The 14217-nt window shown below is 71.8% G+C and carries 17 protein-coding genes; 9 read left to right on the top strand and 8 right to left on the bottom strand.

Annotated features, from left to right (window positions below; genetic code table 11):
• The first annotated feature begins 7 nt into the window (after nt 1–7).
• Nucleotides 8–442, top strand: coding sequence for a MarR family transcriptional regulator (locus AB0M59_RS18185; protein ID WP_364616207.1), 435 nt, complete (start codon nt 8–10; stop codon nt 440–442).
• Here the strand turns inward: AB0M59_RS18185 and AB0M59_RS18190 are convergent.
• Nucleotides 429–1532 carry a glycosyltransferase family 1 protein gene (locus AB0M59_RS18190; protein WP_364616210.1) on the bottom strand — a complete coding sequence of 368 codons (1104 nt, stop codon included), beginning with the start codon at nt 1530–1532 and terminating at the stop codon, nt 429–431. The two genes, AB0M59_RS18185 and AB0M59_RS18190, sit on opposite strands and share 14 nt — an antisense overlap.
• Before the next feature lies 1 nt (nt 1533).
• Nucleotides 1534–2604, bottom strand: a complete 1071-nt coding sequence (locus AB0M59_RS18195; protein WP_364616213.1) for a glycosyltransferase family 1 protein — start codon at nt 2602–2604, stop codon at nt 1534–1536.
• Nucleotides 2605–2781: 177 nt separating this feature from the next.
• On the opposite strand from AB0M59_RS18195, the gene AB0M59_RS18200 reads away from it, so the two are divergent.
• Both AB0M59_RS18200 and AB0M59_RS18205 read left to right on the top strand, forming a co-directional pair.
• Nucleotides 2782–3618, top strand: coding sequence for an inositol monophosphatase (locus AB0M59_RS18200; RefSeq protein WP_364616215.1), 837 nt, complete (start codon nt 2782–2784; stop codon nt 3616–3618).
• A gap of 252 nt (nt 3619–3870) precedes the next feature.
• Complete coding sequence (locus tag AB0M59_RS18205) at nt 3871–4428, top strand: GNAT family N-acetyltransferase (protein ID WP_364616222.1); 558 nt, start codon at nt 3871–3873, stop codon at nt 4426–4428.
• Here the strand turns inward: AB0M59_RS18205 and AB0M59_RS18210 are convergent.
• From AB0M59_RS18210 to menD, 3 genes are all read right to left on the bottom strand, one after another.
• Nucleotides 4394–4849, bottom strand: coding sequence for a DUF3592 domain-containing protein (locus AB0M59_RS18210; RefSeq protein ID WP_364616225.1), 456 nt, complete (start codon nt 4847–4849; stop codon nt 4394–4396). The two genes, AB0M59_RS18205 and AB0M59_RS18210, sit on opposite strands and share 35 nt — an antisense overlap.
• 22 nt (nt 4850–4871) lie before the next feature.
• Complete coding sequence (locus AB0M59_RS18215; protein WP_364616228.1) at nt 4872–6389, bottom strand: M1 family metallopeptidase; 1518 nt, start codon at nt 6387–6389, stop codon at nt 4872–4874.
• 158 nt (nt 6390–6547) lie between these two features.
• The gene (menD, locus tag AB0M59_RS18220; RefSeq protein WP_364616231.1) at nt 6548–8224 is read right to left on the bottom strand and encodes a 2-succinyl-5-enolpyruvyl-6-hydroxy-3-cyclohexene-1-carboxylic-acid synthase; all 1677 of its coding nucleotides are present in this window, start codon (nt 8222–8224) and stop codon (nt 6548–6550) included.
• A 51-nt stretch (nt 8225–8275) separates the two neighbouring features.
• On the opposite strand from menD, the gene AB0M59_RS18225 reads away from it, so the two are divergent.
• From AB0M59_RS18225 to AB0M59_RS18240, 4 genes are read left to right on the top strand one after another with little or no spacing between them, the layout of a single operon-like run.
• Nucleotides 8276–9199: a 1,4-dihydroxy-2-naphthoyl-CoA synthase gene (locus tag AB0M59_RS18225; RefSeq protein ID WP_364616234.1), complete on the top strand. Its 924-nt coding sequence runs from the start codon at nt 8276–8278 to the stop codon at nt 9197–9199.
• Nucleotide 9200: 1 nt separating this feature from the next.
• Nucleotides 9201–10334, top strand: coding sequence for an o-succinylbenzoate--CoA ligase (menE, locus tag AB0M59_RS18230; protein ID WP_364616494.1), 1134 nt, complete (start codon nt 9201–9203; stop codon nt 10332–10334).
• Nucleotides 10335–10385: 51 nt separating this feature from the next.
• Nucleotides 10386–10529 carry a hypothetical protein gene (locus AB0M59_RS18235; RefSeq protein ID WP_364616237.1) on the top strand — a complete coding sequence of 48 codons (144 nt, stop codon included), beginning with the start codon at nt 10386–10388 and terminating at the stop codon, nt 10527–10529.
• A gap of 49 nt (nt 10530–10578) precedes the next feature.
• Nucleotides 10579–11451, top strand: coding sequence for a 1,4-dihydroxy-2-naphthoate polyprenyltransferase (locus AB0M59_RS18240; RefSeq protein WP_364616240.1), 873 nt, complete (start codon nt 10579–10581; stop codon nt 11449–11451).
• Here AB0M59_RS18240 and AB0M59_RS18245 read toward each other — a convergent pair.
• Genes AB0M59_RS18245 through AB0M59_RS18255 form a run of 3 tightly spaced genes read right to left on the bottom strand, consistent with a single transcriptional unit; the run spans nt 11448 to nt 13314 of the window.
• Nucleotides 11448–12530 carry a PLP-dependent cysteine synthase family protein gene (locus AB0M59_RS18245; RefSeq protein ID WP_364616243.1) on the bottom strand — a complete coding sequence of 361 codons (1083 nt, stop codon included), beginning with the start codon at nt 12528–12530 and terminating at the stop codon, nt 11448–11450. The two genes, AB0M59_RS18240 and AB0M59_RS18245, sit on opposite strands and share 4 nt — an antisense overlap.
• A gap of 11 nt (nt 12531–12541) precedes the next feature.
• Nucleotides 12542–12829: a DUF4229 domain-containing protein gene (locus tag AB0M59_RS18250; protein ID WP_364370597.1), complete on the bottom strand. Its 288-nt coding sequence runs from the start codon at nt 12827–12829 to the stop codon at nt 12542–12544.
• A gap of 11 nt (nt 12830–12840) precedes the next feature.
• Nucleotides 12841–13314, bottom strand: coding sequence for an Lrp/AsnC family transcriptional regulator (locus AB0M59_RS18255; RefSeq protein ID WP_364616245.1), 474 nt, complete (start codon nt 13312–13314; stop codon nt 12841–12843).
• Between the two features lie 281 nt (nt 13315–13595).
• Here AB0M59_RS18255 and AB0M59_RS18260 point away from each other — a divergent pair, with 281 nt between their 5' ends.
• The gene (locus AB0M59_RS18260) at nt 13596–13808 is read left to right on the top strand and encodes a BldC family transcriptional regulator (RefSeq protein WP_072474890.1); all 213 of its coding nucleotides are present in this window, start codon (nt 13596–13598) and stop codon (nt 13806–13808) included.
• Nucleotides 13809–13960: 152 nt separating this feature from the next.
• A complete protein-coding gene (locus AB0M59_RS18265) occupies nt 13961–14143 on the top strand; it encodes a hypothetical protein (protein ID WP_360472197.1) in 183 nt (60 codons plus the stop codon).
• The last annotated feature ends 74 nt before the right edge of the window (nt 14144–14217 follow it).

Consider the following 14217-nt stretch of genomic DNA (forward strand, 5'->3'; position numbering starts at 1 on the left):
TTCGGCCATGGAAGGTCCCCGCCCCGGCAGCGCGTTCCTGCTCGCGCAGGTCGGCGCCCACGCGGCGCGGCGGTTCACCGAGCGGCTCGGCGAGCTGGACCTGACGCCGGCGCAGCTGAGCCTGCTGCGGCTGGTCGCGGCGCGGCCGGGACAGAGCCAGCAGAAGCTGGCCAAGCAGCTCGGCACCCCCGCGACGCGCCTGGTCCCCCTGGTCGACGGCTTGGAGAAGCACGGCCTGATCGAGCGGCACCGCAACGCGGAGGACCGGCGGCTCTACGCGCTGGAGCTGAGCCCGGCCGGTCGTGAGCTGATGGGCCGCGTCGCGCAGGCGGCCGCGTCGCACGAACGCTCGATCACCGCCGCGCTCACCGAAGACGAGCGCGCGACCCTCCAGGGCCTGCTGGCGAAGATCGTCGCCGACCACGGCCTCAGCGGAACGTAGCCAGCATCCCGGCGACCGACGCCGGCCAGGTGAACTCCTCCGCCCGCGCCCGGGCCGCCGCGCGGCGCACGTCCTCCGGGCTCTCCAGCAGGTCCGTCACCGCCGAGGCGAACGCGGGCGCGTGGTCGTCCACCGCCGCGCCGCAGCCGGGCCGCACGATCTCCCGCAGAGCCGACGACGCCGACACCACCACCGGCGTCCCCGAAGCCAGCGCTTCCAGCGCGGCGAGCCCGAACGTCTCGTGGGGACCGGGCGCCAGGGAGACGTCCGCGCTGGCCAGCAGCCTCGCGACGTCGCCGCGGCCGGACAGGAACCCCAGGAACGTCACCGGCAGGCCGCGCGCCCGGCGCTCCAGGGCCCGCCGTCGCGGCCCGTCGCCCGCCACCACCAGCCGGACCCGCGCGCCCGCCTCCGTCAGCTCCGCCACGGTGTCCACGCTGCGCTCCACGTGCTTCTCCGGCGACAGGCGTCCACAGTGGACGAGCAGCGCGTCCGCTCCCCCGGCGAGGCCGGTGCGCCAGCCGTCGTCGCGCATGGCGGGCCGGAACGTCGCCAGGTCGACGCCGAGCGGCACGCGGTGGACGTTCGGCGCCTCGATCCGGTCGAACTCGGCGCGCGCGAACGCCGTCGTGCAGACGACCGTGTCGTAGCTCGCGGCCATCCGCCGGTTCGCGACGTCGGCGACGCGGCGCGCCACCGGCTCCGGCAGCAGGAACTGCTCCAGCAGCCGGTCGAGGCGCTCGTGCGAAATGACCGTGCTCGGGACACCGTGCCGCCGCGCCCAGCCACCCATCCCCCGCAGCGTCAGCCGGTCCGACACCTCCAGCCGGTCAGGTTCGAGTCTTCGCAGCACCGCGCGGACGCGGTGCGGGTCGACGGCGCGGTAGCCGCCGGTGCCCGGGATCTTCGGCGCCGGCAGGGAAAACCGGCGGACGCCGGTCGGCAGGACCTCGTCGGCGTACCACGTGCCGGGCACGACGAGCGTCACCTCGTGCCCGCTCGCGACGTACCCGGCACCGAGGTGGTGCAGCGCCGTGCGCAGCCCGCCCGAACGCGGCCCGTAGAAGTTCGCGAGCTGGACGATGTGCATGTCAGGCCGCGCGGGCGGCCCGGCCCTGCACGGCTTCGTAGTGCCCCATCAGCTCGCGGCAGACGGCGGGCCAGGTGCGGCCCAGCACCACCTTGCGCGCCTTCTCGCCGAGCCTCGCCCGCAGCGCGGGATCACGCAGGGCGTCGACCTTCTCGACGAGCGCCGGGCCGAACAGCTCGCGGTCCACGGGCAGCAGGTAGCCGGTGCGGCCGGGCAGGACGAGGTCCTTCGGGCCGCCCGCGTCCGGCGCGAGCACCGGCAGGCCCGACGCCATCGCCTCCTGCACCGCCTGGCAGAACGTCTCGTGCGGACCTGTGTGGACGAAGACGTCGAAGCTCGCGTACGCCGCTGAGAGCTCTTCGCCGTACTTCGCGCCGAGGAAGGCCGCGCCGGGCAGCTGCTCCCGGAGGTTTTCGAGTTCGGGCCCGTCGCCGACGACGACCACGCGGACCCCGGGCATCCCGGCCAGCGCGACCAGCCGGTCGACCTCCTTCTCGGGCGCCAGCCGGCCGACGAACCCGACGAGCAGCTCGCCGTCCGGCGCCAGCTGGGCCCGCAGCGCCGCGTCGGCGTGGTCCGGGGAGAACCGCTCGATGTCGACGCCCCGGGCCCAGCGGTGCACGCGCGGAACGCCGTGCAGCTCCAGCTGCTCGACCGAGTCGCTGGACGGGGCGAGGGTCCGGTCGGCGCGGGAGTGCACCCGCCGCACCCAGCGCCACGCGGCGCGCGCGGCGATGCCGAAGCCGTACGCGGCGGCGAACCCGGCGATGTCGGTCTGGTAGACGGCGATCGACGGGACGCGCAGCCGGCGCGCGGCGGCCAGCCCACGCGCGCCGACCACGAACGGCGAGGCCAGGTGCACGACGTCCGGGCCGAACGCGGCGAGCGCGTTGAGCACCGTGCGCGTCGGCACGCCGATCGGCAGGGAGTTGACCCCGGGGAAGTCCAGCGCGGGGATCCGCACGACCGGGGCGCCGCGGTAGGAGTCCGGGCCGGGGCCGGGAGCGATGATCAGCACGTCGTGCGCGCGTTCGCGCAGGTGCTCGACGACCCGCAGGACGGAGTTGGTCACGCCGTTCACCTGGGGCAGGAAACTTTCGGTGACTATGGCGACTCGCACGTCCTGGACGATCGCACCCGATCCTGGCGGCGGCGTGACACTGCGGCCAACGCTGCCGGAACAGATCGGCTACGACATGTCATCTCAAGGTCGTGTCCCGGAAACCAGGGTGACCCAGACTAAGCAGGCATGACCCTCTTGTCCTCCCGGCCGCCGCGGCCCGTCGAGCCCGGCCTGCTGTCGAGGGCGCTCGAAGTGGCCGGACGGCTGGCCAACGACGCCACCGACGTGATCACCGCGACCGCCGGCCGCGGCGCCCACCCGTCGACGCTGGATTCGCCGTTCGACTGGGTCACCGACACCGACCGGATCCTCGAACGGCACACCCGGCGCGTGCTGACCGCGGAGTTCCCGGGCATCCCGGTGGTCGGCCACGAGTTCGGCGCGGACCACGGCGCGGACGTCGCCGAGTACCGCTGGGTGGTCGACTCGGTCGACGGCACGGCGAACTACGTGGCCGGGGTGCCGTGGTGCGCGTACAGCCTGGCGCTGGTCGACGCGGCGGGACCGGTGGTGGGCGTGGTGGCGGACCCGTACCGGGCCCAGATCTACGCGGCCGCGCGCGGACGAGGGGCCCGCGCGAACGGCAAGCCGGTCCGGCTGACGGACCGCTGCGTGACGGCGGGCGCGCTGGTCTGCACGGAGTTCGCCCGCCAGGGACCGTGGCCGGGGATGGGCGGGTTCATCGAGCGGGCCGCGGCCGCACATGCAGGGGTGCGAGTGCTGGGGTCCGCAGCGTTGTCGATCGCTCAGGTGGCGTTGGGGCATGCTGCGGCGGCGGTGTTGCACAGCTACCACGAGTGGGACGTGGCCGGGTCCGTGACGATGGCCATCGAGGCCGGGGCGGTGGTGCTGGACAAGCACGGGGAGGACACGGCGCTACCGACGGACGGCCTGCTGGTGGCGGCGCCGGGGGTGGCGGACGAGGTACTGGGCTGGTGGCAGGAGACGGCCGGAACAGGCTGAGCGGGTTGGCCCCTGCACACAACGCGGCTGAGGCGGGCGGAGCGGGCAACAGCCCGCCCTAGACCTCCCCCGCCCCTCGTCCCAGCCGCAGTCAGCACCGGAGACCCGGGGTCAAGGGTGAGCGAAGCGAATCGCGAAGCGACGCCGAAGGCGCCCTTGAGGCCGGGTCTCCGGTGTTGAACAATGGAGGACGAGGAGCGGAAGACAGCTCACGCGACCTAATCGACTTGCCCCCGCTGTGAGGATCGGGACATGCCGACCCTCCAAACCCAGCGGCTCACCCTCCTCCCCCTGACCGACGAGCACCTCGAACTCGAGTACGAGCTCGACTCCGACCCCGAGGTCATGCGCTACCTCACCGGCCGGGCGTCGACGCGGGCCGAGGTCGAGCGGGCACACCTCCGCCGGATCAACACAGCGCCCGGGTTCGGCTTCTGGATGGGCTTCGCCGATGAAGAATTCATCGGCTGGTGGATCCTGCGCCCACCACACGGCCCGGACCAGCCGGACGTCGAAGGCGAAGCCGAGCTCGGCTACCGGCTCCTGCAAAAACACTGGCGCCGGGGCTACGCGAGCGAAGGCTCACGCGAACTGATCCGCTACGGCTTCGAAGAACTGGGCCTCGACCGCATCTTCGCCCAGACGATGGCGGTCAACACCGGGTCCCGCGCGACGATGGCCTCGGCCGGGCTCACCTTCGCGAGGGCGTTCACCTCGGCCGAGGCCTACGAAGACCCCGTCGAAGGATCCGAGCAGGGCGAAGTCGAGTACGAGATCACGCGGAAGACGTGGCTGGAGCAGGCGCGCTGACCCGCTTGTTCAGCCGGCGGATCCACCACAGCACCGGCCCCGCCACCAGCCACGTGAAGAACACGAAGCTCCCGAGCGGCAACAACGTCAAAGTCGCCGAGCGACCCGCCACCCTGGCCAGCTCCGGGTCGGACGCGTCGTACTCGATGCGGACCAGCTGACCCGCCGCAAGGCCGTCCGGGTAGAGAACCCCGTTCGCCGGGCTGTGGACGATGCCGTCCGGGGTCTCGAAGTGGATGATCGTGCGGTCGAACGCCACCGAGTCCACCGTGGCGTTCGCGGTGCCGAGCTGGGCCGCGATCGCGCCGTCGTTGCGGATCGCCGCGAACAGCAGGCACACGCACATGACGGTGAGGAGCGAGGCGACGCCGAGGGTGGTCCACCACCCGACGCGCCTCACCCGCTCACCTCTCGTGCTCACGCCGCGAGCGTAGCGGTCCCGATCAGTGCGTGTGTTCGGCGGCGAGATTCCGGTGGTTCGCCTGGATCTGGTCGTACGACCGCGGCTTCACCGAGGCCGAACGCGCGGTGAACGCCGCCGGCGAAGCGCCGTTCGGACCGACCGCCGGCTTGCCCGCCGTGTACAGCCAGGTCTGGAACAGGTCGTACAGCGGCTTGCCCGAAACCTTCTCGGCCAGCGCGATGAACTCCTGGATCCGCCCGTCCTTTCCGCCCTTCTGGACCTGCCACGTCTGCAGGATCTTGAAGAACGCCTCGTCCCCGACGGCCGTCCGCAGCGCCTGCAGCGTCAGCGCGCCGCGGTCGTACACGGCGTTGTCGAACTGGTTGTCCGCGCCCGGGTCGGCCGGGACGAGCTTCCACAGGTCGCCGTCGGCCGGGTTCGAGTCGTAGGTGTACTGCGCGAGCTCGGCGACCGTGCCCTCACCCTCGTGCTCTGACCACAGCCACTCCGCGTAGGACGCGAAGCCCTCGTTCAGCCAGATGTCGCTCCAGCGGCCGAGCGAGACGTTGTCGCCGAACCACTGGTGGGCGTTCTCGTGCGCGATCAGCGTCGTGTTGGAGCCGGCGACGAAGTTGCGCGCGCCGTAAGTCGGACGCGTCTGGTTCTCCAGCGAGAACGTGATGCCGGTGGTCACGACGCCACCCTCGGCCTCGAACGGGAACGGCCCGAACTTCGTCGCCAGGAAGGCGTCGATCTCCGGCGTCCGCTCGACGCTGGCCTTCGCCGCGTACAGCGAGTCGCCCAGGTCGGACCCGTACGCCGTGATGAACGGCTTGCCGTCCGGGGTGGTCGACTGGTTCAGCTCGTACTTGCCGACGATGAACGACGTCAGGTACGTGGCCTGCTGCTTGGTGCTGCGCCACTGCCAGCGGGTCCAGCCGGCGCGGCTCTTCGTCTTGCGCACCAGGTTGCCGTTGGAGACGGCGACGTTGTCGTCCGGCGCCTCGATGGAGACGTCGTAGGTCGCCTTGTCGGTCGGGTGGTCGTTGGCCGGGAACCACCAGGCCGAGCTCTGCGGCTCGTCGATGCCGAGCGCGCCGAAGGAGCCCTTCTTCCACGCGTTGAGGCCGTCGACGGTCTCGGTCGACGGGGTGTCCGAGTAGGCGACGACGACGGTTGCGGTCTGGCCCTTGAGCAGCGGCTGCGCCGGGGTGACGACGAGCTCGCCGTTGCCGTTCTGGTTCGCGAACTGCGCGGGGCGGTTGTCCACCAGGACGCTCGACGCCTTGAGCGCGAAGTCCAGGTCGAACCGCGAAAGGTCCTGCGTGGCGGTGAGGAGTAGCGTGGTCGTGCCCGCCAGCACGTCGGTCGCGGGCTGGTAGGTCAGCCGGATGTCGTAGTGCAGCACGTCCGTGCCGCCGTTGCCGGCGTTCGGGTAGTACGAGTCACCGACACCGGGGGCACCGGGCGCCGGGGCCGCACCGGCGGTCCCGGCGAGCAGCACCGAGGCGACCCCGGCCGCGAGCACACCGAGGCCGGTGCGAGTTCTTGCACGCATTCGAATCCCTCCAACGGGTGAGGATCAGCGCGCTCGAACGTAGCCAGCCAGGAAGCACCCAGGAACAGCCGAAGGGAGGATCTTGCCTGCTGAGATCACACCCGGAAAGCGGTTGACCGGCGGCCCCGAGCCGGAGCTTTCACGTGAAAGCTCCGCGCTCAGACCGCCGAAACGGCCGTGCTGACCGCGGAGCGCAACCGGGAGTGCAGGTCGCGGTGCCGCGACCGGTCCACCCGTACCTCGACGACCCGCAGCCCCGGCGCCGGCCGGAGCGCCGCGCGGAACTCCGTCAGCGTCTCCGCCACCACGTGCGGCACCCGGTACCCGGCGCACAGCGCACCCAGGTCCGCGCCGTGCGGCGTGCCGAACACCCGCTCGAAGCTCGCCGCGTGCTCGGGCGCGCCCTGCTCCAGCAGGGAAAAGATCCCGCCGCCGTCGTCGTTGCACACCACGATCGTCAGGTCCGGGCGCTGCTCCGCCGGGCCCGTCAGCAGGCCCGACGCGTCGTGCAGGAACGTCAGGTCGCCCAGCAGCGCGTACGACGGCCCGCGGTGGACGTACGCCGCGCCGATCGCCGTCGAGACCGTGCCGTCGATGCCCGCCACGCCGCGGTTGCGGTGCACCAGGACGTCCGGGCGCAGCCGGCCCGCCAGCGCCACGTCGCGCGTCGGGTTGGACGAGCCCACCACCAGCAGCGAGTCCGAAGGCAGCGCGTCCACCAGCTCGGACGCCACGCGCAGTCCCGACGGCCAAGCCTCCGCGTCCAGCACCGACGCGACCGCCGAAGACGCCGCCGCGTCGGCTCGGCGCCAGCTCGCCAGCCACTCCGGGTCGGCCGGCTTGGTGGGCTCGTCGAACCACTGCCCGACCTGCCGGACGTTGTGCGCGGGCGCCGGCCAGTCCGAGTCCGGGCGCACCAGCAGGACCTCGACCGACGGGTCCGAGATCACCTTCTGGATCTGCCGGAACACCGTCGGCCGGCCGAGGCAGAGCACCTGCTCCGGCTTGTGCTTCGCGATGAACTCTTCGACGCCCAGCAGCCACGCGCCGGACGAGATCGCCGTGCCGCCGGACAGCCCCAGCCCGCCCGTCTCCGACACGACCGGCCAGCCGTGCTGCTCGGCCCACTCGCTGGCCGCCTGGACGCCGGTGTCGCACGCGATCACCAGGCCGTGGCGCGCCGAGGGCACCACGAACGACGGCAGCGCGCCGAAGTCCGGCAGCTCGGTCCAGCGGGACCCGTCGGGACGGCCGTCCAGGGACTCGTACCACTCGCCGTCATCGTCGAGATCGGGCACGAGCGGCTCGCGGAATGGGATGTTCAGGTGCACCGGCCCGCAGCGCCACTCGCCGTAGGCCGCGTTCCAGGCCCGGCAGATCTGGCTGCGCCAGTACGAGTTCTGCCCGGCCCGCCGCTCGGCGACGGCCAGCTCGTCGAAGTAGCGGGCGGCGGCGCCGTAGAGCTGGTGCTGGTCGATGACCTGGGACGCCCCGGCCGCGCGCAGCTCCGGCGGCCGGTCGGCGGTCAGGACGATCAGCGGGACGCCGGCGCGGTCGGCCTCGAGGACCGCCGGGTGGAAGTTCGCGGCCGCGGTGCCGGACGTGCAGAGCACGGCCACCGGACGGCCGGTGCGCGCCGCGATGCCGAGGGCGAGGAAGGCGGCGCCGCGCTCGTCGATGCGGACGTGGAGCTGGAGCTTGCCCGAGGCCGCGGCGTCATAGAGCGCGATCGACAGCGGCGCGTTGCGGGAGCCCGGGCAGAGGACGACGTGCGAAACGGTGTTGCGGACGAGTTCGTCGACGATGACCCTGGCCTGCGCGGTGGAAGGGTTCACCGGCAGGCGCCAAACAGATCCGAAGTGTCCACAGGTCCTATTCTCCCAAACGTGGATGACGCCCGAGTTTCCGAGCTGTTCGACCCCGCCGCGTGGACCGAGGTCGAAGGTTTCGCCTTCACCGACATCACCTACCACCGTTCCGCTGAGAACCGCGGCGGCAAACGCGTGGTGCGCATCGCGTTCGACCGTCCGGAGGTCCGCAACGCCTTCCGGCCGCACACCGTCGACGAGCTCTACCGGGCGCTGGACCACGCCCGGATGAGCTCGGACGTCGGCTGCGTCCTGCTCACCGGCAACGGCCCCTCGCCCAAGGACGGCGGGTGGGCGTTCTGCTCCGGTGGTGACCAGCGTATTCGCGGACGCTCCGGGTATCAGTACGCGAGCGGCGAGACCTCCGACACGGTGGACCCCGCGCGAGCCGGCCGGCTGCACATCCTCGAGGTCCAGCGGCTGATCCGGTTCCTGCCGAAACCGGTGATCGCGGTCGTGCCGGGCTGGGCCGCGGGCGGCGGGCACTCCCTGCACGTCGTGTGCGATCTCACGCTCGCCTCGGCCGAGCACGCGAAGTTCAAGCAGACGGACGCCGACGTCGGCTCGTTCGACGGCGGCTACGGCTCGGCCTACCTGGCCAAGATGGTCGGCCAGAAGTTCGCCCGGGAGATCTTCTTCCTCGGCCGCGAGTACTCCGCCGAGCAGATGCACCAGATGGGTGCGGTGAACGCTGTCGTCCCGCACGCCGACCTCGAAAAAGAGGCTCTGACCTGGGCGTGGGAGATCACCCGCAAGTCGCCGACGGCGCAGCGGATGCTCAAGTACGCGTTCAACCTCACCGACGACGGCATGGTCGGCCAGCAGCTCTTCGCCGGCGAGACCACCCGGCTGGCGTACATGCAGGACGAGGCCGTCGAAGGCCGTGACGCGTTCCTCCAGAAGCGCGACCCCGATTTCAAGGACGTCCCCTATTACTACTGAGCTGCTCCCCGTCCACCTCGACGGCTCCCCGGAGGCGCTCGAGGCGCTGAAGACGGCTCTCGCGGACGCGCTGGGCGGCGGCCCGGCCGTGCTGCCGTTCGTCGATCCGTCGATGCGCGACGCGATGTCGCCGGCCGAGTCCGCCGAGCCGGACACGGCCGTGGTCATCGCCACCTCTGGCTCGACCGGCGCGCCCAAGGGCGTGCTGCTCTCGGCCCGCGCGCTGACCGCGTCCGCCGAGGCCACGCACGCGCGGCTCGGCGGCCCGGGCCACTGGCTGCTGGCGACGCCGGCGCACTACATCGGCGGCCTGCAGGTGCTGGTCCGGTCGCTGCTGGCGGGCACCGAGCCCGCTTTCCTGACCGGTGCCGGCTTCCGGCCGGGCGACTTCGCGGCCGCGGCGGCGAAGCTGAACGGCGGCCCGCGGTACACGGCGCTGGTGCCGACCCAGCTCGTCCGGCTGCTCGACGACGGCGGCGCCGGGCTGGCCGCGGCGAAGGCGTTCGACGCGATCGTGGTCGGCGCGGCGGCGACGTCGGCCGCCCTGCGCGAGCGCGCGGCCGACGCCGGCGTCCGGATCGTGCCCGCGTACGGGATGAGCGAGACGGCGAGCGGCTGCGTCTACGACGGCTTCCCGCTCGACGGCGTCCGCGTCGACGTTTCCGGTGACCGGATCCGCATCGCGGGTGACGTCCTGGCGCACGGCTACCGTGGACGGCCCGACCTGACCGCGGAGTCCTTCGCGGACGGCTGGTTCACGACGTCCGACCGTGGGGTTCGTCACGACGACGGCCGCGTCGAGGTCCTCGGCCGGGCCGACGACATGATCAACACCGGCGGCGTGAAGGTGTCCGCGAACGCGATCGAGCGGGTGCTCGGCGCATGGCCGGGCGTCCGGGACGCGTGTGTCGTCGGGCTGCCGGACCCGGAGTGGGGCGAGGCCGTCGTGGCGCTGGTCGTCCCGGAAGGTGAACCTCCCGAAGCGGACGAACTGCGCGCCGCGGTCCGGGCCGAGCTGGGCGCGGCGGCCACGCCGAAACGCGTCGAATACAGCGCTGAGCTGCCCCTTCGAGGCCCGGGCAAGATCGATCGCGCGGCGGTGAGGGCGCGACTTCTGTCGGGTTTGAGCGGCTGAACGGCCGCACTTCGTTGACATGTACGGCGTGCACCCGCTTGGCTACTCACCATGACGCGCTGGATCAGAATCGCCCTGGCAGGCACCGCCGTCACGCTGGGGCTGCTGCTCCCCGCGGGCGCCGCACTGGCCGACCCGCCCGCCGCGGATCCCCACAGCGGCACGCTCACCTGGCAGCTGCCGACGACGGACTGACTTCCCGGGTTCTCGTTCCCGGGTGATCGTCATGGCGTTGAATGGCGCCATGGCGAGCTTGAGCGAGTGGATCGAAGGGGCCCGGCCCCGGACGCTGCCGAACGCGGTGGCGCCGGTGGTGGCGGGCGTCGGCGCGGCGATCGCGCTGGACGCGTTCTCGTGGTGGCGCTCGGCCTTGGCGCTGCTGGTCTCCCTCTCGCTGATCGTCGGCGTCAACTACGCCAACGACTACTCCGACGGCATCCGCGGCACGGACGAGAACCGCGTCGGGCCGTTGCGACTGGTCGGGTCCGGAGTCGCCGCGCCCAAGGCCGTGCTGACGGCGGCGCTGGTCGCACTCGGCCTGGCCGGGGTGCTGGGCCTGGTGCTCGTGGCGGTCAGCGGGCACTGGTGGCTGCTCGCGATGGGCGCGCTGTGCATCCTCGGCGCGTGGTTCTACACCGGCGGCAAGAAGCCTTACGGCTACTACGGTTTCGGCGAGATCGCCGTGTTCGTGTTCTTCGGGCTGGCCGGCGTCCTGGGCACGGTGTACGTCCAGGCCGGGCACGTCAGCTGGGCCGCGCTCGCGTGCGCCGTCGCGGTCGGCAGCTTCTCGACGGCGGTCCTGACGGCCAACAACCTGCGTGACATCCCGACCGACGTCGAGTCGGGCAAGCGCACTCTCGCAACGCGCCTCGGCGACCAGGGCACCCGCCGCCTCTACCTGGTGCTGCTGGCGGTCCCGTACGTGATCAGCGTGGTCCTGGGCTTGACCGTCAGCCTGTTCGCCGCGCTCCCCCTGATCACGGCGTTCCTGCTGGACAAGTCCGTCAAGGCGATCCGGCGCGACGCGACCGGCCGCGACCTCGTCCCGGCGTTGCGCGACACCGGTCTCGCGATGCTGGCCTGGGCCGCGCTGACCGCGGTCGGCCTGAACCTCTAGCTCTCCGGGACGAACTTCCCGGTGGTCAGGAACTCCTCGAACAACGCCGTGTGCGGCGCCAGGTCGAGATCCTGCTGCGCCACCCACTCGTCGTTGTAGTACGTGTGCGCGTACCGCTCGCCGCCGTCGCACAGCAGCGTCACGACGCTGCCCGCCTGGCCGTCCTCGACCATCCGCGAGATGAGCCGGAACGCGCCGTAGAGGTTCGTGCCGGTCGAGCCGCCCGCCCAGTGCCCGGTGCGCTCGCGCAGCAGCCGGATGGCCGCCAGGGAGCCCGCGTCGGGGATCTGGAACATCTCGTCGATGACGCCCGGCACGAACGACGGTTCGCAGCGCGGCCGGCCGATCCCCTCGATCCGCGACGGCATGCCCGTCGCGTAGTCGAGCGCGCCGGTCTCCCAGGCGCCGAAGAACGACGAGTTCTCCGGGTCGACCACGCAGATCTTCGTCGTGTGGCGCTTGTAGCGGACGTACCGGCCGAAGGTCGCGCTCGTGCCGCCCGTGCCCGCACCGACCACGATCCACGCCGGCGCCGGGTGGCGTTCCGAGCGCATCTGCGCGAACACCGACTCGGCGATGTTGTTGTTGCCGCGCCAGTCCGTCGCGCGCTCGGCGTAGGTGAACTGGTCGAGGTAGTGGCCGCCGCACTCGGCCGCGAGCCGCTCCGCCTCGGAGTACATGGCCGGCGCCTCGTCGATGTAGTGGCACTCGCCGCCGTAGAACTCGATGAGCGCGATCTTCTCCTTCGACGTGCGCCGCGGCACGACGGTGATGAAGCGCAGGCCGAGCATGCGGGCGAAGTAGGCCTCGGACACCGCCGTCGACCCGCTGGAGGCCTCGACGAGCACGGTGTCCGGGCCGATCTGGCCGTTGACGAGCCCGTAGAGGAACAGCGACCGGGCCAGCCGGTGCTTCAGCGAGCCGGTCGGGTGGACGGACTCGTCCTTGAGGTACAGGTCGATGCCCCACTCCGGGGGCAGCGGGAAGACGTGCAGGTGGGTGTCGGCGCTGCGGTTCGCGTCGGCCTCGATGATCCGGACGGCCTCGCGGACCCAGCTGCGGGCGTGCAGGCGGCTCATTCGGGCTGGCCTCATTCGGGCCGGCCGGCGACGTCACCGCGCAGCTGCGCGCGCAGGTCGGCGCGGGCCCGGGCGCGCTTCTCGTTGCGCTTCGCGAGGCCGGCCGTGACGCGGGCGTTCAGCGGGCGGAACAACAGGAGACCCAGCGGCAGCCCGACGACGAGGCCGACGACCAGCGCGACCAGCAGCGGCACGCCGACCAGGGACAGCACCCACGCGATCACCGCGACCAGCACGAACCGCGCCAGCAGGTACAGCGTCAGGTCACGGGCCAGCTGCGGGGCCTTCTCGTCGCTCACACCAACGCAGGCTACGCGCCGCCCGCCCGGTCGCGCTGCAGGCCCGCGTTGTTCGGGCGGCCCTCGAAGCGCGTCGAGAGCACGACTGTCGTGTTCGTCCGCCCGACGCCGGGGATGCGGCGGAGACGGCCGAGGGTCCGCTCCAGCTCGTCGACGGTCGCGACGCGCACCTTGACGACGAACGCCTCGTCACCCGCCACCGCGTAGCAGCTCTCGACCTCGTCGAGTTCGGCGAGCGCGTCGGCGACGTCGTCCTCCGTGGCGGTGTCGGTCGGGTGGATGCTGACGAGGGCGGTGACGCCGAGGCCGACCGAGTTCGGGTCGACGACGGCGTGGTAGCCGGTGATGACGCCGCCGGCCTCCAGCTTGCCCACCCGCTCGTGCACCGACGACGCGGAGAGCCCGACGGCCCGCCCGAGGTCGGCGTAGGTGGCCCGTCCGTTGATGCGCAACGCCGCGATGATCTTCCGGTCCAACTGATCCACGGGGATCACTCTATGCGGTTGGACAATCCCCCATTGGCACCACGCCTCGCGGCCGATAACCGGGTCGAATGACATCCGAGCACGTCAGGTCACCGGAAAATTAGTTGCACAACGTAAGCAAACTGTCCGTTTTGACCTTTAAGGGCTCTTTACTGTTGGACAACCGTTCGAGTACCCGACGGGTGAAGTGCAACGATTGCCGTGTTGGCTACCCCGGCGGAACGGGCCAGAAGGGCCCGGACGCCTCCGGTATAGCAGTGAGGTCGTTAAGGAGGCGGAAAATGACCGCGACGATGGGCGGACGGCTGCTCACCCCTGGTGAGGTGGCAGCACTGTTCCGAGTGGACCCCAAGACGGTCACCCGGTGGGCGACGGCAGGCCGGATCGGCTCGATCCGGACCCCGGGCGGGCACCGGCGGTTCCGGGAGTCCGAGGTGAACGAGCTCCTCGCGGAGCTGACCACGGACGCCAGCGAACCGGCCCGCAAGGCCTGAACCATCTCGAGCGCCGGGCCGTGTCGGGTACGGGGGACTTTCCCCCGCCCCGCGCGGCCCTTCGTGTTCTGGTCGTCACCCCGCTCGACGGGGTTCGGGCCGAAACCGGCTCGACGGGTTAACCTCGGGGGACCCACACGGAAGGATCCGGCATGCTCGCTCTGCTCGCAGCGGTCGGCGCGCTGGTCGTCGCCCTGCTCCTGTGGCGGTCGTTCGCCGGTCAGCGGATGGTCACTTCGCCCCCGCGCCGCGCCCCGATCGCCCCGGACGACGACCCCGACTTCCTGCGTCAGCTGTCCGAACAGCAGCGCAAGCGCCGGGACGAAGACGGCTGAGCCTTTACTTTCGCTTGCCCGGAACCCGTGACTCGCGTGACTGAACCCGGAACTGGCGTGATTGAAGCCGGAAC

The organism is Amycolatopsis sp. NPDC051371, from assembly GCF_040682155.1.
GTDB lineage: Bacteria > Actinomycetota > Actinomycetes > Mycobacteriales > Pseudonocardiaceae > Amycolatopsis.